Origin of the sequence: Butyricimonas sp. Marseille-P3923 (assembly GCF_900184685.1) — a bacterium.
In the GTDB taxonomy this organism is placed as follows: Bacteria; Bacteroidota; Bacteroidia; order Bacteroidales; family Marinifilaceae; genus Butyricimonas; species Butyricimonas muris.
Genome location: NZ_FXXL01000003.1, coordinates 268,019 through 290,222 on the forward strand (window position 1 = coordinate 268,019; position 22,204 = coordinate 290,222).

Annotated in this window: 20 protein-coding genes, 1 tRNA gene and 1 other RNA gene; 11 read left to right on the forward strand and 11 right to left on the reverse strand. The window is 44.1% G+C overall.

Translation table 11 applies throughout. The features are described from left to right. Window positions 1-9 precede the first annotated feature (9 nt). The 3 genes from CS948_RS01420 to CS948_RS01430 form a co-directional block, all read right to left on the reverse strand. Entirely contained in the window at window positions 10-1,167 is a 1,158-nt protein-coding gene (locus CS948_RS01420) for an efflux RND transporter periplasmic adaptor subunit (RefSeq protein ID WP_099289964.1), read from the reverse strand. A gap of 18 nt (window positions 1,168-1,185) precedes the next feature. Next, on the reverse strand, window positions 1,186-2,526 hold the full coding sequence (locus tag CS948_RS01425) for a TolC family protein (protein ID WP_099289965.1): 1,341 nt from the start codon (window positions 2,524-2,526) through the stop codon (window positions 1,186-1,188). A gap of 163 nt (window positions 2,527-2,689) precedes the next feature. After that, a tRNA-Asn gene (locus tag CS948_RS01430) sits at window positions 2,690-2,763 on the reverse strand. A gap of 231 nt (window positions 2,764-2,994) precedes the next feature. Between CS948_RS01430 and CS948_RS01435 the strand changes: the two genes are divergently transcribed. Continuing rightward, window positions 2,995-3,327, forward strand: a complete 333-nt coding sequence (locus CS948_RS01435; protein ID WP_099289966.1) for a diguanylate cyclase — start codon at window positions 2,995-2,997, stop codon at window positions 3,325-3,327. Between the two features lie 85 nt (window positions 3,328-3,412). Beyond that, window positions 3,413-4,888: a catalase gene (locus CS948_RS01440; protein ID WP_099289967.1), complete on the forward strand. Its 1,476-nt coding sequence runs from the start codon at window positions 3,413-3,415 to the stop codon at window positions 4,886-4,888. Window positions 4,889-4,932: 44 nt separating this feature from the next. Here the strand turns inward: CS948_RS01440 and CS948_RS01445 are convergent, their stop codons facing one another. From CS948_RS01445 to CS948_RS01455, 3 genes are all read right to left on the reverse strand, one after another. Continuing rightward, window positions 4,933-5,316, reverse strand: a complete 384-nt coding sequence (locus CS948_RS01445) for an MmcQ/YjbR family DNA-binding protein (RefSeq protein WP_099289968.1) — start codon at window positions 5,314-5,316, stop codon at window positions 4,933-4,935. Window positions 5,317-5,435: 119 nt separating this feature from the next. After that, window positions 5,436-5,837: a transfer-messenger RNA gene (ssrA, locus tag CS948_RS01450) on the reverse strand. 116 nt (window positions 5,838-5,953) lie between these two features. Next, window positions 5,954-6,508: a manganese efflux pump MntP family protein gene (locus CS948_RS01455; protein WP_099289969.1), complete on the reverse strand. Its 555-nt coding sequence runs from the start codon at window positions 6,506-6,508 to the stop codon at window positions 5,954-5,956. A gap of 99 nt (window positions 6,509-6,607) precedes the next feature. On the opposite strand from CS948_RS01455, the gene CS948_RS01460 reads away from it, so the two are divergent. Beyond that, a complete protein-coding gene (locus CS948_RS01460; protein WP_099289970.1) occupies window positions 6,608-7,597 on the forward strand; it encodes a GSCFA domain-containing protein in 990 nt (329 codons plus the stop codon). A gap of 46 nt (window positions 7,598-7,643) precedes the next feature. Here CS948_RS01460 and CS948_RS01465 read toward each other — a convergent pair whose 3' ends face one another. Then, window positions 7,644-8,174 carry an SPOR domain-containing protein gene (locus tag CS948_RS01465; protein WP_099289971.1) on the reverse strand — a complete coding sequence of 177 codons (531 nt, stop codon included), beginning with the start codon at window positions 8,172-8,174 and terminating at the stop codon, window positions 7,644-7,646. A 146-nt stretch (window positions 8,175-8,320) separates the two neighbouring features. Between CS948_RS01465 and CS948_RS01470 the strand changes: the two genes are divergently transcribed. The 5 genes from CS948_RS01470 (at window position 8,321) to CS948_RS01490 (ending at window position 15,544) form a co-directional block, all read left to right on the forward strand. Next, window positions 8,321-9,607 carry a serine dehydratase subunit alpha family protein gene (locus CS948_RS01470; protein ID WP_099289972.1) on the forward strand — a complete coding sequence of 429 codons (1,287 nt, stop codon included), beginning with the start codon at window positions 8,321-8,323 and terminating at the stop codon, window positions 9,605-9,607. Between the two features lie 3 nt (window positions 9,608-9,610). Then, window positions 9,611-10,291: a TatD family hydrolase gene (locus CS948_RS01475; protein ID WP_099289973.1), complete on the forward strand. Its 681-nt coding sequence runs from the start codon at window positions 9,611-9,613 to the stop codon at window positions 10,289-10,291. After that, a complete protein-coding gene (locus CS948_RS01480; RefSeq protein WP_099289974.1) occupies window positions 10,291-11,034 on the forward strand; it encodes a ThiF family adenylyltransferase in 744 nt (247 codons plus the stop codon). Before CS948_RS01475 ends, CS948_RS01480 begins: the two co-directional genes overlap by 1 nt. A gap of 373 nt (window positions 11,035-11,407) precedes the next feature. Continuing rightward, a complete protein-coding gene (locus CS948_RS01485) occupies window positions 11,408-14,617 on the forward strand; it encodes a hypothetical protein (RefSeq protein ID WP_099289975.1) in 3,210 nt (1,069 codons plus the stop codon). 18 nt (window positions 14,618-14,635) lie between these two features. Beyond that, on the forward strand, window positions 14,636-15,544 hold the full coding sequence (locus CS948_RS01490; RefSeq protein ID WP_099289976.1) for an ABC transporter ATP-binding protein: 909 nt from the start codon (window positions 14,636-14,638) through the stop codon (window positions 15,542-15,544). 46 nt (window positions 15,545-15,590) lie between these two features. Here the strand turns inward: CS948_RS01490 and clpX are convergent, their stop codons facing one another. The 3 genes from clpX to CS948_RS01505 form a co-directional block, all read right to left on the reverse strand. Continuing rightward, the gene (gene clpX / locus CS948_RS01495; RefSeq protein WP_099289977.1) at window positions 15,591-16,808 is read right to left on the reverse strand and encodes an ATP-dependent Clp protease ATP-binding subunit ClpX; all 1,218 of its coding nucleotides are present in this window, start codon (window positions 16,806-16,808) and stop codon (window positions 15,591-15,593) included. Further along, window positions 16,808-17,485, reverse strand: a complete 678-nt coding sequence (gene clpP, locus CS948_RS01500) for an ATP-dependent Clp endopeptidase proteolytic subunit ClpP (protein ID WP_099289978.1) — start codon at window positions 17,483-17,485, stop codon at window positions 16,808-16,810. Before clpP ends, clpX begins: the two co-directional genes overlap by 1 nt. 72 nt (window positions 17,486-17,557) lie before the next feature. Further along, the gene (locus tag CS948_RS01505) at window positions 17,558-18,859 is read right to left on the reverse strand and encodes an alpha-L-fucosidase (RefSeq protein ID WP_099289979.1); all 1,302 of its coding nucleotides are present in this window, start codon (window positions 18,857-18,859) and stop codon (window positions 17,558-17,560) included. A 256-nt stretch (window positions 18,860-19,115) separates the two neighbouring features. Here CS948_RS01505 and CS948_RS01510 point away from each other — a divergent pair, with 256 nt between their 5' ends. Together CS948_RS01510 and CS948_RS01515 are read left to right on the forward strand one after the other, a co-directional pair. Continuing rightward, the gene (locus CS948_RS01510; protein ID WP_099289980.1) at window positions 19,116-19,442 is read left to right on the forward strand and encodes an RNA-binding protein; all 327 of its coding nucleotides are present in this window, start codon (window positions 19,116-19,118) and stop codon (window positions 19,440-19,442) included. Window positions 19,443-19,632: 190 nt separating this feature from the next. Next, window positions 19,633-20,145, forward strand: a complete 513-nt coding sequence (locus CS948_RS01515; RefSeq protein WP_099289981.1) for a DUF4494 domain-containing protein — start codon at window positions 19,633-19,635, stop codon at window positions 20,143-20,145. Between the two features lie 182 nt (window positions 20,146-20,327). On the opposite strand, the gene CS948_RS01520 is transcribed toward CS948_RS01515, so the two are convergent. After that, window positions 20,328-21,305, reverse strand: coding sequence for a hypothetical protein (locus tag CS948_RS01520; RefSeq protein WP_099289982.1), 978 nt, complete (start codon window positions 21,303-21,305; stop codon window positions 20,328-20,330). A 335-nt stretch (window positions 21,306-21,640) separates the two neighbouring features. Here CS948_RS01520 and CS948_RS01525 point away from each other — a divergent pair, with 335 nt between their 5' ends. Further along, the gene (locus CS948_RS01525) at window positions 21,641-22,201 is read left to right on the forward strand and encodes a DUF3575 domain-containing protein (protein WP_099289983.1); all 561 of its coding nucleotides are present in this window, start codon (window positions 21,641-21,643) and stop codon (window positions 22,199-22,201) included. The last annotated feature ends 3 nt before the right edge of the window (window positions 22,202-22,204 follow it).

Sequence of the window (22,204 nt, forward strand, 5' to 3'; positions counted from 1 at the left end):
TTGTTTTACTTATTTTCTTTTTTGTCCGGGACGGGGCGGCATGAACGGGTTGGATTCTCCGCCGTTATCGCCGGATGCCGAGGCTGCACGTGCGCGTTGTATTCCGACTACCATGCGAGCTCCTTCCTGTATTCCTTCTTTTACCTCCATGTAAATACCGTCGCTTACCCCCGTTTTAATGACTTTCGGGACAATGCCTTCTGCTGTCAGTATCCATACCGTTTTTTCTCCTCTTCCGGCTTCCGGTGCTTGCATGGCTTCCGGCGTGAAGCGGAATGCTTTCAGCGGGGCAAGCAAAATATTGTCTTTTTCCATCGTGTACACGGTAATGTTTGCCGTTAATCCCGGTTTCAGCTTCAAGTCCGGGTTCGGTGCATCGATGACAACTTCGTAAGTAACCACGTTTGACTCGGTCGTCGGGTTCAGGCGTACTTGTGTCACATCGCCCTCGAACGTATCTTCCGGGAATGCGTCCACGGTAAATGTTACGCGTTGTCCTTCTATTACTTGACCGATGTCGGCCTCGTCCACGTTGGCGATTACCTGCATCTTGCGCAAGTCGTTGGCAATCGTGAACATGGTTGGCGTTTCGAAGCTGGCGGCAACGGTTTGTCCTTCTTCTACTTCTCTCGATAGTACCACCCCGTCAATGGGAGAGTAAATTGTAGCGTATTCGAGATTCGATTGGGCTTTAACCAAGGTAGCTTGCGCTTTCTCGTAAGTCTGTTTTGCATTCTCGTATTGATATTCGGCTTCCTCGAATTCCGTGTCACTGATTAATCTCTTCTCGTGCAATTGTTTGAGGCGTTTGTAATTCTTTTGCTGGTATTCATACGAGTTTTTGCTAGACTTCAAGTTCGCCATCTCGGATTTTAATTCTGCCTCCAGCAATTTTCTGTCAAGTTCGGCTAGCAGTTGCCCTTTCTTTACTACTGAATTATAATCCGCGTAAATGCGTGAAATTGTTCCGGAAACTTGTGTACCCACGTCTACTTTGGTAATAGGTTCAATAGTTCCCGTGGCGGTGACTGTATTATTGATAGCTCCTCTTTTCAATTCGACGGTTTCGTACGTTACGGCTTTTTTATCTCCCGAGCGGAAGAAGAAAAAGGCTCCTACAATGACTGCAAGGACAATGATTATGGTTACAATCTTTTTCATTCTGATTATTGTTAATATTTTATACTATAATTCGATGGGTTGATTCCGGTAGAAGTTCAACAGTTTGAGCGAAAGAATAGCTTCGAATTTCGCTTGAATCTGTTCTTGCAGAGCGGAGAGATAGTTGTTCTTTTCCGTGAGTAACTCTACCGTGTTCTTCATGCCTTCGTTAAACTGTTCCTGCACGAGGTTGTAGCTCATCGTGGCGGACTTGACACTGTTTGTTGCCGCGAGATAACGGCTTTGCGAAGCTGTCACGTTCTGGTGCAGTGTTTCTATCGTTTTCCATAGTTCTTTGCGGGTATTCAGTTCCTCCAGTTGAGCCGTTTCGGTTTGTAGCTTTGCTTTTTCCACTGCCGATTTCGTTTGGCGGTTTCGAGAAATGGGGATACTTACGTTAATCCCCAAATTCTCGTTCAATCGGTTATTTATTTGTTTTGAAAGAGAATGATTCGATTCGGAATCATGGTTCGTGGAAACAGACGCGCTGAAAGTAACACTCGGTAAACGATCGCCGGCCGCTATTTTTTCATTCAATTGGGAGGCTTCCACGTTCAATTGACTGTTTTTCATCTCAGGCATTGTTTCAAGGGCAACCCGATAAACCTCGCTCAATGAAGGGACAAGGCTGAGGACTTGTGTACTGTCCAGTTCCGGGAAGTATATATCGAAGCTGTCATTCGGTTCCAGTTCGAGGATTTGTTTCAGTTGTAATTTATTTAGAGCAAGCGTGTTCTCTGCCATGGTCACGCTATATTTATCGTTACTGTTTTGTGCTTCAATCTGCGCGAAGTCGCTGATGGCTATGGAACCGGCATCCAGTAATTCTTTGGAGCGGGCTAGTTGTGCTTCCGAGGTTTCCAGATTCTGACGGTTTGTCTTTAATGATTCGTTCGCGTAAAGTATTTGCAAATAAGCCTCGGTAACGGCAATCTCGATATCATTTTCCGCCATATTTACTTGATATTCTTGAGCTTCATTTGTCATTTCCTGTTTGCGTATGGAACGGGTTAATTTTCCCCCGTTGTACAGTGTCAACCCGCTGTTTAGCGTGTAACTGCCCGTGTACGCGCTTTGTGATTTGAATTTACCGTCGCTTTGCTCTATCTTCTGGTGTCCCCAGCCTTGAGAGCTGCTGAACGTGAGAGAGGGGAAGAGTTGGGCTTTGGCTTCCAATAAATCCACGTTACTGCTTTTTTGGCTTACCCGTGCCGATTGTACTTGAATGTTATTTTTCCGGGCATAATCGATACAATCCTTGAGAGTCCATGAAGAAGTGGGCTTTTCTTTTTGAGAAAAACCCACTAAGGACGGAATGATTATAAAAAGGATGGTTGCAATGTAAGTACGTCTTATTTTGTTCATAGCCTTTGTTCATTTTGTTTGATGCAAACATAAAGCATCCGACAAAGGCTTACAAATCATTTAGATGTTTGGGGAAAGCGACTCGACAAAAAGGGATATTTTATCGACGAATGGAATTGCACGAAAAGAAAAAAGCCCACAACAACATTGTGGGCTTTGCTTGCTCCTCAGGTAGGACTTGAACCTACGACCTACGGATTAACAGTCCGCCGCTCTAACCAACTGAGCTACTAAGGAATTTTCTCAAATCGTGGTGCAAATATAGAGCCTTCCGGGGAATTTGCAAAATATTTCGGCAAAAAAATATGCCCAAAATGTAAATAAAATGCAGCCTGTATAACGATATCCGTTATAATCAATAAAATAGCTTTAGAAAAAAAACTTTCAAACTAAGAATACTTGCGCTTTTAAGCGTGTAAAGCTGCGAAAAGTTGTAGATTTGCGGAATCAATCAAAAATATAACAGCTATGGATTACATGAAAGAATTGAACGTGGCGATCACGGTATGCGATAAAGAAGGTAAGATACTTCAGATGAATGAGAAATCCCAGAAAACAAACCACGGTAATCTGGTGGGGCAAAACGTGTTTGATTGTCATCCGGAACCTGCCCGGACGAAGTTGGGCGAGTTGATGGAACAACACGCCACGAATGCGTACACGATAGAGAAGGGTGGGGTGAAGAAATTGATTTATCAGACACCGTGGTACGAGAACGGGGAGTTCATGGGATTGGTGGAATTCTCTTTGGAGATACCGTTTGAAATGCCGCACTATATCCGGAAACCGAAGACGGAATAATATTTATCTTCGATTTGTAAAACATTTTAATGGTTTTATAGGTATACACTTTATAACTATAAATAACGATAATACCTATAGAACTATGGAACAAAAGAAAAAACTTACGACGGAAGCCGGAGCGCCGGTCGGTGATAACCAAAATATTCAAACGGCTGGTCCTCACGGTCCGGCATTGCTGCAAAACGTGTGGTTGCTGGAAAAACTGGCGCATTTTAACCGGGAACGTATTCCGGAACGAATTGTGCATGCTAAAGGAAGCGGGGCTTTCGGAACTTTCACGGTAACAAATGATATCACTCGATATACGAAAGCGAGCATTTTTGCCCAAGTAGGTAAAAAGACCGACGTTTTTATGCGTTTTTCCACGGTAGCGGGAGAGAGAGGAGCCGCGGATACCGAACGGGATGTACGGGGTTTTGCCATGAAGTTTTACACGGACGAGGGCAACTGGGATTTGGTGGGCAATAACACGCCTGTTTTCTTTATTCGTGATCCTTTGAAATTCCCCGACTTTATTCACACGCAAAAGCGTGATCCGAAGACGAACTTGAGGAGTAACACTGCCATGTGGGATTTCTGGAGTCTTTCGCCGGAATCGTTGCATCAAGTGATGATTTTGATGAGCGACCGGGGTATTCCCCAAGATCTGCGGCATATGCATGGATTCGGTAGTCATACATTTAGTTTCTATAATGCCAAGAATGAACGTCATTGGGTGAAATTCCATTTGCGTTGCATGCAAGGTATCGCCAATTTCACGAACGAGGAGGCAGAGCAAATCGTGGCAAAAGACCGGGAACATTCGCAGCGGGATTTGTTCGAGAATATCGAGAAAGGAAATTTCCCGAAATGGAAAATGTGCGTTCAGATTATGCCGGAGGAAGATGCTAAAACCTATCGTTTCAATCCTTTTGATTTAACTAAGGTGTGGAGTCATAAAGATTACCCGTTGATTGAGGTCGGAATTATCGAGTTGAATCGTAATCCGGAGAATTATTTTGCGGACGTGGAGCAGTCGGCTTTCAACCCGGCTAATGTTGTTCCGGGAATATCGTTTTCGCCGGATAAAATGTTACAGGGGCGTTTGTTCGCGTACGGGGATGCTCATCGTTACCGTTTGGGTGTCAATGCTGATTCGATTCCGGTAAATACACCTCGTTGTCCCGTGCATAATTATCATCGTGACGGGCATATGCGGGTTGATGGCAATAACGGCGGGGACGTGAATTACGAACCGAATAGCTTTGGTGGTCCCGTGGATGATAATAAATACAATCAACCGGCTTTTGATATTGAGGGTAAGGGGGAGCATTACAAGCAAGATAAAGATTACTACACCCAACCGGGAGATTTGTATCGCTTGGTACCCGAGGACGAAAAGAAACGGATACACACGAACGTGGCTGCCGCTATGGATGGTGTTCCCGTGAATATTAAAGTCCGGGTAGCTGCTCGCTTTTATCAAGCGGATGAACGTTGCGGTAAAGGTATTGCCGAAGCCGCGGGATTAAATATGAACGATGTACTTGCCGAGGTGAAACGCCAACAGCAAGAATAATAATTGATTTATTCTGTACGAGGGTGACCTAAAAGTCACTCTCGCTAACTCTTTCTATTGGACTCTGTCAAAGAGAATTCCGGAAAGTTCTTCTGCACGAAACTTTTGGGTAGTTTCTTTATTACTTCCCTGTAAGAATGTTCGACAAGTTCCTCGATAAACTTGTCGGAAAGACTACCGTGCATGTAGACACCGTTCCAATGTTTTTTGTTGGAGTGATAAGCGGGGGTGATTTCCGGGTATTTTTCCCGTAGTTCGATAGCCCGGTCCGGATCACATTTCAAGGCGATTGTTTCGAAGGGCATGATATCTGCGTACGTGAACATTTTATTGAACACCTTGAATACCAACGTCGTTTCGTCAAACGGGAATTCTTCCGTCGTGTGTGGGAAAGAAAGACACAATTCTCTAAATTCTTCAATATTCATATTTGTCGTGTTGCTCGGGAACAAAGATTATTAGTTATTTCCATACATGAATGTTTTGGAAAACAAATGTAATCATAGTAAACGAAAAAACGACCATTTGTAGGTCGTTTTTCTTGAAGGGGTGGAGCAGCGGGGAATCGAACCCCGGTCCAAACACGGAATCAATATGCTTTCTACATGCTTAGCTTTTTGTTGGTTTTCGAATATAGCCCGGAAAAAAGCACCCAAACTATACCTTAGCTTCTAAAGTTTCATCAGCGTCGCGAAGCAAGACGTTGACTAACCTCGTATTGCCTGCACCCCGGATGCTGGTTGGCACAAGGTGGGACCGCCAGCGGGATGTCCTGTCTCCACTACCTTGAGCGGAGATTAAGCCTCAATCTACTGTGATTCGATTAGGCAGCAAGAGCGTAATTTCTTTCGCCAATTAAAATTTTGCGTCCGGGATTAACGGGCCGGCTTCACTACGCCCGACATGCTTACATACCTATTCATCATGCTGTCAAATCCACGTCTGCCCCTTCGGTATGCGGGTACAAAGATACGAAATAATTGAAAATTGAAAGTTGAAAATTGAAAATTATTTCTTTCCGACGATCACTAAATCATAAATCGTAAATCATGAATCATAAATTCCTTACTCCATCAAGTGTTCCACGAGGATTTTGATACCGATGGCGATGAGGATGATGCCACCGAGAAGTTCGACGTTGATGCCTTTGATCTTGCCGAAACGATATCCGCAGATAACCCCAAGCAAAGAAAGGGTGAAGGTGACAAGGGCGATTATGAAAGCGGGGAAATAAATACTTGTTTTCAGGAATGCCATACTGACGCCGACAGCTAGCGCGTCAATGCTGGTGGCAATGCCAAGGGTGATAAGAGTTTTGTTGGAAAAAGACGAGATGGTTGTTTCCTCTTCCTCGAATGATTCGTAAATCATTTTGCCTCCCAGAAAACCAAGCAATACAAAGGCAATCCAATGGTCGAAAGAGGTGATGTACGAGCTGAAGCTAACCCCGAGCAACCAACCGAGTAAGGTCATGCCTCCTTGAAATATTCCCATGGTGAAGGCAAGGCGTAATGATTGATTCATGCGGAACGGTTGCATGACGATCCCCCCGCTGATACTTACAGCGAGGCTATCCATTGCCAACCCTAAGGCGATCATTAATACGGAGATAATACCCATGCATGAAATTTTTGACAAAAGTATAAAAATGATGGCGAAGTTAAGCGCAAAAAATGTAACTTTGTAGATAAGGAGAGTTTATTTATAATAAGAATAGATATGAATTTGCAGACGAAGGTTAATATTACGGCACCCGATTTTATGATAGATTACAGTTCCAAATTGATGATGCTGGGATCGTGTTTCGCAGAGAATATGGGAGGTAAGTTTTCATATTACAAATTTGATGTTGATGTGAATCCTTGCGGGATTGTTTATAATCCGCGGTCGGTAGCTAACGTGCTCCGTTTGATCGTGGAGGGGAAGAAATTCGGGAAGGAAGATTTGATGCAGGTTGGGGATAAGTGGGTGAGTTTGTTCCACCACGGTTTTTTTTCTTCGACAGATCAAGAGGAGTGTCTGGATAAGATTAACCGTCGGTTGGCTCGTGCCACTGAAGAGATTCGCTCCGTGGATTTACTGGTGATCACGTGGGGAACGGCATGGGTATACCGACACACGGGAAAAGACGTGGTCGTATCGAATTGTCACAAGATCCCCTCGCAGGAATTCGAGCGTTATCGGTTGAACGTGGAAGAGATCGTGAAAGAGTACACTGAATTGATCGGGAGTTTGCAGAAGGTGAATCCCGGAATGCGGGTATTGTTTACCGTGAGTCCTATTCGGCATTGGAAAGACGGGGCGCATGGAAACCAGTTGAGTAAAGCAACCTTATTGTTGGCAATCGACCAATTGCGGGAAAAGCTGAATAACGTGTATTATTTCCCGGCTTACGAGATCGTGCTGGACGAGTTGAGGGACTACCGATTCTATGCGGATGATATGTTGCATATGTCCAGCCTCACGATTGACTATACTTGGGAGAGATTCCTGTATAGCTTTATCAGTCCGGAGGTGTTGGGACTGATGAACCGGATTGGAAGGATAAACAAGGCGGTAGCTCATCGACCTTTTGATCCGGCGTCAAATGATTATCAACGTTTGGTAAAGAATTTACTAACGGAAATTGTAGCGATTTCCCGTTCTTTCCCGTCAATTGATTTTAGTGAAGAAGAAAGAAAGCTGAAAGATTCGATAAGCAAGTGGTGATTATCCGTGTTTCATGGTACTTGGGTACGTGGATGGTAGCTGTGATTTAGAGAGAGGGCATTGGTTCTCGTGATGTCAGCGGAATCGTGTCTTGTTCCACCACGGGAGCGAGTTCTTTCAAATAGATCACGGTCTTCACGGGATAAGCCCCGGCATATTTCTTACGAATACGTTTTAATGCGGGGATAGTCTCGATGCGGGTACGGAAGTTGCCGACACGAATTTTAAAGTCGGGATCCGTGTATTGCAGATAGGCACGAATATCCGGAAATTCTTCCTCGAATCGTTGCGTGTAACTTTTCAACGTGTCGATATTGGTATTATAAGAACTGGCAGATAATATTTGGATACGATAGCCTTGGAAAGCCTGTTCCTTCCTGTTGACAGAAAGATTCAGTTTCATTAGCTGTTCGATTTTCGGGTCCCCGTGGAGCGTAACTTTCCCGCCCGTGATAGAGTCTGCTTGAGAAAGTTGTTTGAAAAAGTCTACATCCGGTTTCACCGCGGGTATAGTGTCTGTCTGTGCCCAAGTTTGATGGGTAATGAATAATATTAAAATAACAAGTATTGATTTCATGAATAAATGTCTATCGTGATACAACTAATTCGACTTCAATCGACAAAGATAGTATAAATTGTCTTTTTGTGGTAGAAAAATAGATAAATAACACTATTTTTGTAGCCGTGAATATGAAACATTCTACATGAATAAAATAGGAAAAGATGAATCAAGTAACAGATCAACAAATCATTGAAATATTGAGAAGAGAGGCCGTTCCGGCCTTGGGGTGTACCGAGCCAGTAGCCTGTGCTCTGGCTTGTGCAAAATGTAAAGAGGTATTGGGAGGCGTGCCCGAGCATTTGGATGTACTGGTTAGTGGCAATATTTATAAAAACGGCATGGGTGTCGGGATTCCCGGAACCGGAATGGTAGGTCTTCCTATCGCCGCTGCTTTGGGAGCGGTTTGTGGGAAGTCCGAGTACGGTTTGGAAGTATTGAAGGACGTGAACGTGGGGGATAACCTGCAACGTGCCAAGGATTTGTTAAGTCATGTTACGGTTTCTCTGAAAATGGATGCCCCGGATAAATTGTACGCCGAGGCATTAGCAACCAAGGGAAATGATAAGGTGAAAGTGATTATCGCTCACACGCACACGAATATCATTCTGGTGGAAAAGAACGGGGAAGAGCTTTTCAAGAGAGAATTTAAGTTAGATACGACAAAGAAAGAAGATAAGGGACCGGAGTTAAGTGTGAAACGTATTTGGGATTTCGTGCACGAGGTAGACGTGAAAGATATTGAGTTCGTGTTGCAAGGAGCCGAGATGAACAAGGCCATTTCTGCCGAGGGGTTACAATCTGAGTACGGTTTACAAATTGGTAAGACGCTGAAAGAGAATATAGATAAGGGATTGTTGGAGGACGATTTGCTGAACCGCACATTGATTCGCGCGACGGCAGCGTCGGATGCCCGTATGGACGGATGCCCGAAACCGGTTATGACAAATTCCGGTAGCGGTAATCAGGGGATCACGGTGTATTTGCCCGTGGTGGTGGCTGCCGAAAAGTTCGGGGCTTCACGCGAGCAGTTGGCTCGCGCCTTGGCATTGAGCAACCTGATTGCGGTGCATATCCACCATTACATGGGACATCTTTCTGCTCTTTGCGGGATTTTGATTGCCGGTACGGGAGCTGCTTCGGCTATCACTTACTTGATGGGCGGTACTTACGAGAATATGGTCAACACGATCAAAACGATGTGTTCCAACTTGACCGGAATGATGTGTGACGGAGCTAAACAGGGATGTGCCTTGAAAGTTTATTCCGGGGTATCTGCTGCCGTACAGGCGGCTCTGTTATCCATGAACGGTATAAAAACAAATAATGACGGGATAGTAGAAGAGGATATCGAGCGAACCATTCGTAACGTGGGATTGATTGGAACCAAGGGAATGGAGGAGACGGATAAGACGATCCTGAACATCATGTGCAACAAGGAAACAAAATAGTTTTTGAATTTGAACCCGTACGTGAATATACACACGCATCATGTCGGTGAAGGAATCAATGTCTTGGATGTTGGAGAGGGAAAAGCGTGGATTGAAGACGAGAAAAGACGGGGGATAGAAGAGGGGCAGGAAGTTTTTTACTCGGTAGGTGTTCATCCGATGAAACTCGGGGAAATTGGAGAGGATGCTTTGACGTGTGTAAATGACATGCTTTGCACGGGGAGAGTTATCGCGATCGGAGAGTGCGGTTTGGACCGTCGCTCTCCGGTTTGTATAGAGGAACAGGAACGGGTGTTGGAAAGACAGGTTGAATTGGGCGAAAAGTTTCGGAAACCTCTGATTATTCATTGTGTAAAGGCGTATTCCGAGTTGATAGCTATTCGGAAAAAGATGAAATCTTCGATTCCGTGGATTATTCATGGGTATAATAATAACGAACAGATATTACGACAATTGTTGGAACACGGGTTTTATATTTCCGCGGGGACGGCACTTTTAAATGACCGCTCCAACGCTTTTCATTTGTTACGACATGTTCCTTTGAACAGGTTGTTTTTGGAGAATGATGACAAGACGGTGGGGATTGATGTTATTTACAGCGTGGCATCCGGTATATTGGGACTTACCGTGGAGGAATTGAAGAGGGTGACAAGGGAAAATCTAAAGAATGTTTTTGCGATATAATTATGGATTGGCTGAGTAGAACGGAATTGCTCTTGGGACAGGAGCGGTTGGGACAGTTGAAAAACGCGCACGTGTTGGTTGCCGGATTGGGTGGTGTAGGGGCGTATGCCGCCGAGCAATTGTGTCGGGCGGGGATAGGCGAGTTGACAATTATTGACGGTGATAGTGTAGACGTGACGAATAAAAATCGGCAGTTACCGGCATTGGACAGTAATATCGGGAAGGCGAAAGCGGAAATCATGGCTGCCCGATTCCGGGATATCAATCCGGACATCCGGCTTCACGTGATCAATGATTTTATCAAGGACGATCGGATGATCGAGATATTGGAGATGGCGAAGTATGATTACGTGGTAGACGCGATAGACACATTAGCTCCCAAGATTTTCCTGATTTACCATAGTCTGCAAAAGGGATATCGTATCGTGAGTTCCATGGGTGCCGGGGGAAAAATGGACCCGACACAGGTATGTATTGCCGATATTTCCAAATCTTATAATTGTAATCTTGCCCGTATGCTTCGCAAAAGGCTTCATAAGCTGGGTGTCTACAAGGGAGTGAAGGTCGTGTTCTCGCCCGAGGAAGTCGCTCCGGAAGCTATTGTGTTGAGCGAGAGTGAGAATAAGAAATCGAACGTGGGAACGATTTCTTACATGCCGCCCGTGTTCGGGTGTTTTTGTGCTTCGGTAGTTATCCGTGATCTGGCGGAACCTGTTTCTAGTGAAGACCTAAAGAAGAACTAGGGAAGTCCTATGGAAATCATTCCCCGGTGACGGTGTTTATGTGCTTTTAGTGCGTGCTTTCTATATGTGAGATTATAGGATCTCCACAGGATAACCGGAGCAAGAACGGAGGAAGGGTATGATTACCTTAGGACTTCGGTATTATTATAGTGGGTCTTGGGTATTAAGCCGCATAGAGGTGTGTCTGTGAATGGCGATGAAATAATCAAAATTAATAAAAATAACAATTTACTTGTAATTGATGTAATTAATGTATACGTTTGTAAGGGATGAATGCTGACTTTAAATGATGATAATAGACTGCAATCTATTTTTCAAGAACGATTTTATGGGAGGCGTGCGTTTTTAAAATGTGTTACTAAAAATTTTAACTATGAACTATCGAACTATTGGCTTGATCGCCCGTTACGAGGCGAAGGCCATCACGAGGGAATGGAGTTTCAAGGTTGTCACGGTATTGAGTGTATTGATTGTGGCCTTTCTTCACGTTATCACGCAAAGTAGTATCAAAGAACCGGAATGGATAGCGATATCCTTGCCTTCCGCGATTCCTTTTGCCAATGCTTATCTGGTAAATATCCTGCAAATCATTATCGCTATTTTCTGGGCGGGTAATTTTCTGTGGGAAGACAAATACGTGGATGCTAATTCATCTGTTTCGGCACGACCGTTTTCTAACATGGAGTTATTGCTCGGGAAAACGTTGGGTTTTATACTTGTTATTTTGTGTCTGGATATTTTGTTGGGGATCATCGCCTTGTCTATTCATTTATTGGCAAGTGATTCTCCTTTTGTTTTTTCTCCTTATGTATTTTACTTTTTAACCGTAACTTGTCCGATTTTATTTTTTATCACGGGATTCACGATATGCGTGAAAGGAATAGCGCGTAATTTTGCACTGGCTTGCGTCCTGTTGCTTGCTTTTCTTTATTTTGGCGTATTTTTCGGTAAAGGAGTGCTTTACGGTGCTTTCGATATTTTAGCCTTGGGGATGCCCAATGCTTTCTCGGATGTCACGGGATTTGCCGATTCGAGTAGTTTTCTGTTGCAGCGGTTCTCGTTTCTCGCTTGGGGATGCGGGTTAATTATTCTGGGAATAACTTTTATCTGTCGAATATCCAATAGTGCCAAGGCTAATTTCGCTACCGGGAAGTTCGGAATATTATTACTTGTGGTGGGGTTCGTTGTTTCGGGCTTTTATGTGGGTAAATATGTTCAAAGGGATAAAGAACGTGAGGTTATTCGGGATGTATTCGTGAAATACCAGAATTTACCCAAGGTTAATGTCTTGGAGCATGATATAAATTTCAAACAAGAGGGATATGCTTACCTTGCCTCCAGTAAATTGAAAGTGTATAACCCGTACGAGCGGAAAATAGACTCTGTCGTGTTGTACTTGAATCCGGGGCTGGAGGTGTTGAAACTCGCTTCGGGTAAAGAGAATTTATCTTATCGGCGGGAGAGGCAAGTGATTGTTCTCGCGATGTCGATGCAGCCGGGTGAAACGAAAGAAATCGGGGTGGATTACCGGGGTGGTATTTCTCCAGCCGTCTGTTACGCGGAGGTGGTGAATATCGATTCTCTTGCGGCACGTTCACGTGGTTACTACATGTATAACATGGGACGTGATTATTATTATCTCCGCCCGGATTACACGTTGTTGACCCCGGAATGTTTATGGTACCCGACGAGTAAACCCACGGTGAACGTGAATGCACCTTACTTCACGGAGCGGGAATTTACTCGTTTCAAGTTGACCGTGAGTGGAGAGGATAAACGAGTACCGGTAGCCCCGGGAGAAGAGAGCAGGGAAGGTGATAATATTTGTTTTACCGGTAAATTCGGGGTGTCCGGGTTGACTCTTTGTATCGGTGATTATGTGCGAAAGGGGATTCAGAATGGAGATGTGTTCTACGAAGTCTTTCTGTTGCCGGGACACGAGTATCTTCTTTTCAAGGAGTTAGACATGGAGATAATTTTTGATCAGTGGAATTTAGCACTTATGTTTGACCGGAATAGTGCGTATGTATATGATAAATTGAATCTTGTTGAAACTCCTGTCCATTTTTGCGCATATAGCAGGGATTGGAAGGGTAGTAGCGAATATGTACATTCGGGAATCGTGTACCGTCCGGAAAGGGAGCCTTTATTCCGGTTGCCATTTAAACCCATGCATGACGAGAGAGAGGGTTTTAACCCGTCTCACGAGTTTTTGTGGATGTACAGAGGTTTTTTAGTGAATGATTTAATTGATATGCCGGCGGGCGATATGTTTTTAGGTCGATTCGCGAGACGTACTCCAAATAATCAGGTGAAAAATGCAAATGACATTTCTTCCTTGTTACAAAAAGACCATTATAATGTATTTTCTCCCGAGTTTGCGGGAATCGATCTTTTGTTTCATATGATGCAGGAGGGGGTTGGAGATAATTTTAATAGCTATAGTGGTGAATTTGCAATTAGATATTTCAAGGATCACAATCTTGAAGAAGCATTGCAAAATCCGAATCGTGATATAAAATTAGATTTTGCAATACACCTTAAAGGCTATAACTTCTTTAAAAATCTTTTGTGTTCTGTTCCTTACGAGGAATTTGATCGTTTCAATTCCGGCTTCATGGAAAATCACGCCTTCCAATGTTTCAGTTACGAGAAGTATTGCGAGGCTGTAGAGGATGAGTTCGGGATAGATTTTCTTGATTTGACCCGGCAATTGTATAGCGAGAGAGGTTTACCCGCTTTTTATTTTAGAGATGCGCGGTTAGATGCGGTGGAAACATCAAAAGGTGAAGAAGGTCATGTGTTTGGTATTAAAGTATGGAATAAGGGGAATCTGGATGGAATAGTTTCGATAAGTAGTTACAGGGGAAAATCACGAGATTATTTTATTCCGGCAAATGCTTGCAAAGAGATTAAATATTATAATGAATTCGGGGTGAGTGAAGGGGTTAGGATAAGTACGAACTTCGCGATGAACAATCCTTCGTTACTTCATTTTGATAATTTCCCTCAAACGAATAGGCTAAGTAAGCCAATAGAAGGCATTTTTGATGCGGATACTCTTGCTTTTGCCCCGGAGGCGGGAGTGTACATCGTGGATAATGCAGATCCGGGTTGCTGTGTTATCGAGGACAGGCGTGTTCTTGATAAAGTGTATAACAAGAGAGACGATAGTTATAATGGTACTCGTTGGCATGAATCGGCTATGGAGAACTCGTACGGGGAACTGGTAAAAAGTTATTTAATGAAAAGATCGGGGGATGGTGTTTCTGCGGTTGAGTGGGAAGTGAATTTACCCGAGTTCGGGAAGTATGAATTGTTTGTTTATAATGATAATAGTGTGGATGCCGGTCTTGTAAAAAGTGGATGGCTAACGGCTCCTCGGGTGCAAACGTATCGGTTTGCTCATGCCGAAGGGGAGGAAACGATAGAATTATTACCGTTGGAAGAGGCGAATGGATGGGTTTCGATGGGGGTATATCAATTTAATGCAGGTATGGCAAAGATTAACTTGTCCGGACAGGGAGCGGATCCCAATCAATCTATCGTGGCGGATGCCGTGAAGTGGGTTAAAGTAAAATAATACTAATACTATATAACTATGAAAATAAGAATTGAACATCTTGGGAAAATATATGCCGGTGGTAAAGAGGCTTTACGTGATTTGAATTTAGAAATAGAATCCGGTATGTTTGGTTTGCTGGGACCGAACGGGGCGGGTAAAACGACTTTGATGCGCATAATGACGTTATTGCAGAATCCGACTTCCGGCACGATATTTTTTGATGATTATGATTTATCGAAAGACAGGAAAGCGATTCGTTCTATGCTAGGGTATTTGCCACAGGATTTTCGTACTTTTCAAAAGTTTCGGGCTTGGGAGTTTTTAGATTATAGCGCGGGGCTTGCCGGTATTGAAAAAAAGAAACGGGGGGAGCTTGTTGACGAAATGTTGAGGAAAGTGGGACTTTACGAGGAACGTGACCGTTGGGCAAATCGCTTGTCCGGGGGTATGAAACGTCGGTTGGGTATAGCGCAAGCGATTATCGGGAATCCCAAGATTATCATTGTCGATGAACTTACAACCGGGCTCGACCCGGAAGAGCGTATCCGTTTCCGGAATATTCTGTCGGATATAAGTGATAAAGATGCGACGATTATATTATCGACACATATCGTGGGGGATATTTCCAGTAGTTGCAAGAATGTTGCTTTGTTAAATCACGGGCAATTAAAGTTCATGGGTACCCCGGGGGAGATGCTCAGACAGGCGAGGGGGAAAGTTTGGGAACTGTTCGTCATGCAAGACGAGTATGAAGCGATAAAAGGGAAATATCCCGTGATCATGACGGTTCCCGAAGACGGGGGACTGAGGATCCAAATTGTGGCAGAAGAAGTTGCAGAATATGCAGACGTGAAGTCAATAGAACCGAATCTGGAACACGCTTACGTTTATTATATGGATTTCGTGTTGAAAGACAAGATGGATATGCAGGCTAAGCGTTTGTAAGTAAAAAACGAGATTCATTCCGAATCTCGTTTTTTTTGGGGTAAAATCACGCCCGTAATTTCTGGGCAGTAAATTTGTCGAGTTTGCTCTCGGCGTATTCTTTGGTGACCGTGATGGAGTCGCAGTGTTGCGAGGGAATCTCGAACATCAAGTCGGTCATGATGGCTTCGCAAATGGAACGTAGTCCGCGGGCTCCCAGTTTAAATTCAATAGCCTTGTCAACAATGTATTCGAAGACATCTTCGTTGAAGTTCAACGTGATATTGTCGAGTTCAAATAGTTTGATGTATTGGCGGATGATTGCGTTTTTGGGTTCCGTGAGGATGTTCCGCAGGGCTTGGCGATCCAGTGGTTCCAAGTAAGTCAATACCGGAAGACGCCCGATGATCTCGGGAATCAACCCGAAAGACTTCAAGTCTTGCGGGGCGATGTATTGCAACATGTTGTCACGGTCGAGGAGGAAAGTTTCTTTGCTTGCCGTGAATCCTACCACTTGGGTGTTCATACGTTGGGCAATCTTTTTCTCGACACCGTCGAATGCTCCGCCACAGATGAAGAGGATATTCTTGGTGTTTACCGGGATCATCTTCTGGTCAGGGTGTTTGCGTCCGCCTTGCGGGGGTACGTTCACGATAGAACCTTCCAGTAGTTTCAACAAACCTTGTTGCACGCCTTCGCCGCTGACATCACGGGTGATGGACGGGTTGTCGCCTTTGCGGGCGATCTTGTCGATCTCGTCAATAAAGACGATACCTTTTTCTGCTGCGTCCACGTCGTAGTCGGCTGCTTGCAATAAGCGTGTCAGGACGGATTCGATGTCCTCGCCCACGTATCCCGCTTCCGTCAGCACGGTGGCGTCCACGATAGTGAAAGGCACGTGCAGCATTTTGGCAATCGTGCGTGCCAGCAAGGTTTTCCCCGTTCCCGTGCGACCGACCATGATGATGTTGGACTTCTCGATCTCCACGTCGTCGTTACCGGGCTTTTGTGTCAATCGTTTATAATGGTTGTAAACAGCCACGGCAAGGTGTTTTTTCGCCTCGTCCTGACCGATCACGTATTGATCCATGAATTGTTTAATCTCTATCGGTTTCTTGACCTCGATATGATCCATGTCTAAAGGGGTGGAATGGCCTCTCTGTTCCTCTTGCACGATGTCGTACGCCTGTTGGGCACACATCTCGCAAATGAAACCGTCCATCCCGGCAATCAGAAGATCCACTTCGTCACGTGATCTTCCGCAAAACGAACATTTATCTTGCATTATTTATGATTCCGAGTTAAAACAGTGTCAATCATTCCGTATTCTTTCGCTTCCACAGCAGTCATCCAGTAGTCGCGGTCTGAGTCTTTTTCCACTTTTTTCAGCGGGTTACCGGAATGATCGGCGATGATTTGGTAAAGTTCTTTTTTCAATTTCATGATTTCCCGTGCCGTGATCTCGATATCGGATGCCTGACCTTGGGCACCGCCCATCGGTTGGTGTATCATGATGCGGGAGTGTTGCAGCGCGGAACGTTTTCCTTTGGTGCCTGCCGTCATCAGCACGGCACCCATGGATGCGGCCATACCGGTACAGATGGTTGCCACGTCACATTTGATGTATTGCATCGTGTCATAGATTCCGAGTCCGTCGTACACGCTACCGCCCGGGGTGTTGAAATAGATCTGCACGTCCTTGGTCGGGTCGGCTGATTCCAAAAATAACAATTGCGCCATAACGATATTTGCCACGGTGTCGTCAATCGGTACCCCGAGGAATATAATACGGTCCATCATTAATCTTGAAAAAACGTCCATGCTTGCCACGTTCAATTGGCGCTCCTCGATGATCGTCGGGGATATATAGCTGGCAGTAGCTGATTCGATACGATGTAGATTCAGGCTACTGATTCCTTTATGCTTCATGGCATATTTCTTGAATTCGTCTTGTGAAAACATAAGTCCTGTTTTTTTAGTTATTCGGCTGCTAAGTTACGAAAAAAGGGTGAGAAAAGATACACTTCGTTGGTTTTATCGCCAAACAATCTCTATCACGTGGTCAATGTCCGCGGGGATTTCTTCCAGTTGGAGCAAGATGCCTTCTTTCGTTTTCTTGTATTTTACCGGGGTTTTATCTTTGAAACGTGCAATGCTTTTGACTTTTTTATCCGTGATGGGAAGTAGGAGTTCGGTTTTGTCCAGATTAAGGATGTGAACATATAATTTATTATCTTTTTGCGTGGTTACTCCCCACGGTTGATGGGGGACGATACCTGCCCGGGTGCCGTAGAGTGTTTCGCCGTAAGTTTTCATCCATTCCCCGATTTCTTTCAAACGCGTGACCGAGCCTTCGGGAAAATCTCCGCCGGGGCGGGGGCCCACGTTCAGGAGAAGGTTGGCGTTGTTGCCGGAGGCACCGACCAGCGTGTGAATAAGTTGTTTGGTCGATTTGAAGTTCCGGTCATTGATGTTGTATCCCCACGTGTTGTTCATGGTTTCGCAGCTTTCCAACGGGAGGGTGCTGATTTCGGCATCGGCGGAGTAACCTGCCTTGTTTTGCCCGGGAAGGTCACGCTCGAACATCTGGAAGTCTTCGCCCTCGAAGGGTGCTTTGTGGTGATTGTTACCGATGAGGCACCCCGGTTGCAGGCGGTGGACTAAAGCGTATTGCCTTTCCAGTTGCCAGTCTGCGTCCGGTTTGTCCCACCAGCCGTCGAACCAGATACCCCCGATAGAACCGTAGTTCGTGAGTAGTTCGGTGAGTTGGGCATCCATGAATTTCAAGTAGTCTTCCCATGTCCCGGAAGGCGTGCGCCCGGTGTTGCGCCCGGTACGTCCCCACGGGTAGTAGTCGGGACGGTGCCAGTCGATATGCGAGTAATACAGGAATAGTTTCAGCCCGTGCTTTTGGCAGGCTTCGGCGAGTTCCTTGATGACGTCCCGTTTGAACGGGGTTGCTTTCACCACGTTGTAGTCCGATTGTTTGGTGTCGAACATGGAAAAGCCGTCATGGTGCCGTGACGTGAAACAGATGTATTTCATCCCGGCGTCTTTGGCAGTGCGTACCCATTCGTCGGCGTTGAATTTGGAAGGGTAGAAGCCGTCCGCCAGTTTTTGGTATTCTTCTTCATTCAGGTTTTTGTTGGTAAGCACCCATTCCCCGTCCGCCAGCATGCTGTATATTCCCCAATGGATGAACATACCGAATTTAGCGTCCCGGAACCATTGTCTGTTTTCCAAGTTTTCTTTCGATGGGGTATACTTCTCTTGCGCGAGGCAGAATGATGATATTCCACCCGATAATAAAAGCGTGATGATGAATATTTTTCTCATGATATGGTTTTGATTAAATTTTTCACGAAAATAGTAAATGTGTGTTTATTATCAAATATTCGGGGGTAGGATAGAATTATTTTAAAATAAATACATGAAAAAGCTTGCATATCCGAATAATAGAGATACCTTTGTTCCGAATTGAGTTGATTCCTTTGTTTTAAATCACTTTCCTAACATGTATTTGTATCGTTAAGTAGACTTTTATTCAATGCACACCTCAATCACTATTAATTAATTATTAAAATTGTACTTGATGAACATTTACATTTCAAATTTAAGCTATGGCGTTGATGACGCTGATTTAAGCACATTGTTTGCAGAATACGGAGAGATTGTATCTGCTAAAGTTATTATGGACAGAGAGTCAGGAAGATCAAGAGGCTTCGGTTTCGTTGAATTGGCTGACGATACTCTCGGACAGAAAGCGATTGACGAATTGAACGGTGCTGAATATGACGGTAAAGTGATTAACGTTAATGTGGCTAAACCGAGAGAAGAAAGATCAAACGGTGGTAACCGCGGAGGTTATAACAGAGGTGGCGGTAATCGCGGAGGTTATAATTCAAACAGAAGATATTAATATATCGATATGGTACAGAAGAGAGGCTTGGTTTTCAAGCCTCTTTTTTTTGACTGTAAACAAGCGGATCGAACTTTATATTTTATCACGAATACATTGGTTCCAATTTTTATTTTTTTTGAGAGAGGTGTGTTTTGGGCAGAATTATTTTAATTTTGCTGTCCGATTAAACAAATTAAAAACAGAAGAAATGATAGCAAATTGGTTTGAAGCGAAGGTGAAATACGTGAAAGTGGGTGAGGACGGGAAAGAGAAGAAAATGTCCGAGTCGTATTTGTTGGATGCCATGTCTTACACGGAGGCGGAGAGCAGGATCACGGAGTGTTTGAGAGAGATGATTCAAGGGGATTTTTATATTGCCGCGTTGAAGAAGTCGAACGTGACGGAGTTGGTGGAGTCGAATGACGGGAATGACGACAAGTGGTACAAGGCGAAGGTGAACATTATTGATGCCGACCAGATTAGCGGAAAAGAGAAGAAGTCCGGTCAGTATTTCCTGATCGCGGGGTCAGATTTGGAAAGAGCTTTGGTTAATTTGCAAAAGAGTCTGTCTACTTACGTGGTTCCTTTCGAGATCGCTTCTATTGCCGACACGACAATCATGGACGTGTTCCCTTATTTCTCGGATGACACGGAGGAGAGGATTCCTTCGAATCTGAAACCTCTCGGTGAGATGGAGGCGAATGCCGAAGAATTCGAATAGGGAAAAACTGCCGTAATCATATGGTAATCCTTGGGTTATACTACCTCTTCTTTCTTACAGCTATGATATAGAATGCTTGTAGCAACGATTTTTATCGGGGATACAAGTGTTTGCTAGGGGTGTTGTGAGCGGGAAGAGGTAGTTTTACGATAGGATTACTTGGGGAAAACCCGAATGAGGGCTTACTCTAAAATATTGTCCAATATTTTGTACTGTGCGTTGAAAAACAGCCTTCTCTCGAAACGTCCGCTTTGGGAGAGTAGGGTGGAGATGTTGCAAAAGGAGTTTATCCATTCTTTCACCTTGGTGAAGTCTTCCTCGGAATTCTCTATCATGGAGAAACTGAAGTTGCTTTGAAACGTGGCAAAGTGTCTGTTACCGGATTGATAATAGTTGCTTGTAAAGCCGATATTGACGGAGGAAACATAGAAGGTCGTTTCCGGCGGATATGGGATTGCGGGTACACGGGTACCATTTAATGTCATTTCGATATTTGATAAGAGCTCGTGAAGTTCTTCCTTTATATCTTCTTTTTCTTGTGTCGTGATAATGTTCATTTTGTAGAAATTGTCAATTTCTCTGGCTAATATCCAGATTAATGAATTATCCCAGACGTAGAAAACTTCTCGAAAGTTGTATGTGTCAATGTATTCTCCTGCAAGGATAGATAATTTGTGGGGAAGTTCCCATGAAGAAAAATGATTGAATTCTTCCGACCGGATGAAGTAATTTCCCCATTTGAAGAACATGAATTTCATAATCATGGGAAAATGGATGAAAAATTCCAGCGGTAGGACGTGGTAAACATTTCCCATTTGTCCGGGAATGTCCCGGTTGATGTATTCGATTCGTTGGATGTTTTGCTCTATCATGTCACACAAGCAATCCATGGAATGAAATTTCAAGGGGATTTCCAGCACGACGGGATGCCATTGATGGTTTTCTGCTTTGTAAAGTAGTCTGTCGATAGAGATATTCAGTTCTTTTGCCAATATTCCCATTTCCCGGATAGAGAAATTCACTTTTCTTGCCAATCTCCTGTAAATGGATTCCTTTTCTAATTTTAGAATGTCGGATACCAAATTTATCAGATCTGCCCTTTTGGGGATTTTCTTGTATAATTCATCAATGAATTCGTCATGGAGATCCTTCTTTTTCATCATGGTTTGTATTTATTTGAAGATGGAATATGTTAAATTCAATATCAAAAATAACTATAAATACGGAGTTTTTTGATAAATATTAGCTTAAAATGCGTTTAAGTATAATATTCGAGTGTCATGTTTTTCTTTTCTCCGTTTAGGAGAAATTTTCCGGTATTTTTCCTCTGTTTAGGAGGAAGTTACTGAATGGTTTCCTATCATTGAGCGGGATAGAAAAATTGTTCGCCCGAAACTTCTCCGGGATGTTCAATTCCGGTGGTAGGAGTTGGATAAAGTTGTCTTTTTCAAGCGATAACAATGGTTTACATTTGCATTAAGAAAATTAAATCTGTATGCAAAGTAAAAGATTTATATTATTAATCATGGTGATTTCGTTCTGCACGTTAGCCCGTGCTCAAAAAATCGCATTGAAAAATAACCTGCTGATGGACGGTATGGCATCTCCGAATCTGGGTGTGGAATTCAAGGTCGGGGTGCGTACCACGTTGGATGTTCCCGTCAGTTGGAATTTGTGGAGTTTCAGCAATGATAAGAAGTTCAAGCATTTTGCCGTGCAGCCGGAATTACGGTGGTGGAAATGTCAACCGTTCACGGGACATTTCTTAGGTGTTCACGCTCATTATGCTTCTTATAACGCGGGAGGTATCGGACCTTTCAGAACGATAAAGGATAACCGGTACGAGGGATGGTTGGCGGGTGTCGGCGTGAGCTACGGTTATAACTGGATATTCGCACCCCGCTGGTCGCTGGAAGCTACTGTCGGGGCAGGATACGCTTATATGTCGCACGATAAATTCCCGTGTGGCAAGTGTAAACCCAAGATCGGGCATAAGACCGCGCATTATTTCGGGTTGACGAAACTCGGGTTGACTCTTGTGTTTCTGATAAAATAATAC

Excerpts from the sequence above, each read along its gene's own strand:
- CS948_RS01435 (WP_099289966.1), top strand. The coding sequence starts at position 2,995 with ATGGATTACATGAAAGAATTGAACGTGGCGATCACGGTATGCGATAAA.
- CS948_RS01425 (WP_099289965.1), bottom strand. The coding sequence starts at position 2,526 with ATGAACAAAATAAGACGTACTTACATTGCAACCATCCTTTTTATAATC.
- clpP (WP_099289978.1), bottom strand. The coding sequence starts at position 17,485 with ATGTTTTCACAAGACGAATTCAAGAAATATGCCATGAAGCATAAAGGA.
- CS948_RS01490 (WP_099289976.1), top strand. The coding sequence starts at position 14,636 with ATGAAAATAAGAATTGAACATCTTGGGAAAATATATGCCGGTGGTAAA.
- CS948_RS01455 (WP_099289969.1), bottom strand. The coding sequence starts at position 6,508 with ATGGGTATTATCTCCGTATTAATGATCGCCTTAGGGTTGGCAATGGAT.
- CS948_RS01465 (WP_099289971.1), bottom strand. The coding sequence starts at position 8,174 with ATGAAATCAATACTTGTTATTTTAATATTATTCATTACCCATCAAACT.
- clpX (WP_099289977.1), bottom strand. The coding sequence starts at position 16,808 with ATGCAAGATAAATGTTCGTTTTGCGGAAGATCACGTGACGAAGTGGAT.
- CS948_RS01525 (WP_099289983.1), top strand. The coding sequence starts at position 21,641 with ATGCAAAGTAAAAGATTTATATTATTAATCATGGTGATTTCGTTCTGC.
- CS948_RS01470 (WP_099289972.1), top strand. The coding sequence starts at position 8,321 with ATGAATCAAGTAACAGATCAACAAATCATTGAAATATTGAGAAGAGAG.
- CS948_RS01460 (WP_099289970.1), top strand. The coding sequence starts at position 6,608 with ATGAATTTGCAGACGAAGGTTAATATTACGGCACCCGATTTTATGATA.
- CS948_RS01505 (WP_099289979.1), bottom strand. The coding sequence starts at position 18,859 with ATGAGAAAAATATTCATCATCACGCTTTTATTATCGGGTGGAATATCA.
- CS948_RS01510 (WP_099289980.1), top strand. The coding sequence starts at position 19,116 with ATGAACATTTACATTTCAAATTTAAGCTATGGCGTTGATGACGCTGAT.
- CS948_RS01485 (WP_099289975.1), top strand. The coding sequence starts at position 11,408 with ATGAACTATCGAACTATTGGCTTGATCGCCCGTTACGAGGCGAAGGCC.
- CS948_RS01440 (WP_099289967.1), top strand. The coding sequence starts at position 3,413 with ATGGAACAAAAGAAAAAACTTACGACGGAAGCCGGAGCGCCGGTCGGT.
- CS948_RS01520 (WP_099289982.1), bottom strand. The coding sequence starts at position 21,305 with ATGAAAAAGAAGGATCTCCATGACGAATTCATTGATGAATTATACAAG.
- CS948_RS01515 (WP_099289981.1), top strand. The coding sequence starts at position 19,633 with ATGATAGCAAATTGGTTTGAAGCGAAGGTGAAATACGTGAAAGTGGGT.
- CS948_RS01445 (WP_099289968.1), bottom strand. The coding sequence starts at position 5,316 with ATGAATATTGAAGAATTTAGAGAATTGTGTCTTTCTTTCCCACACACG.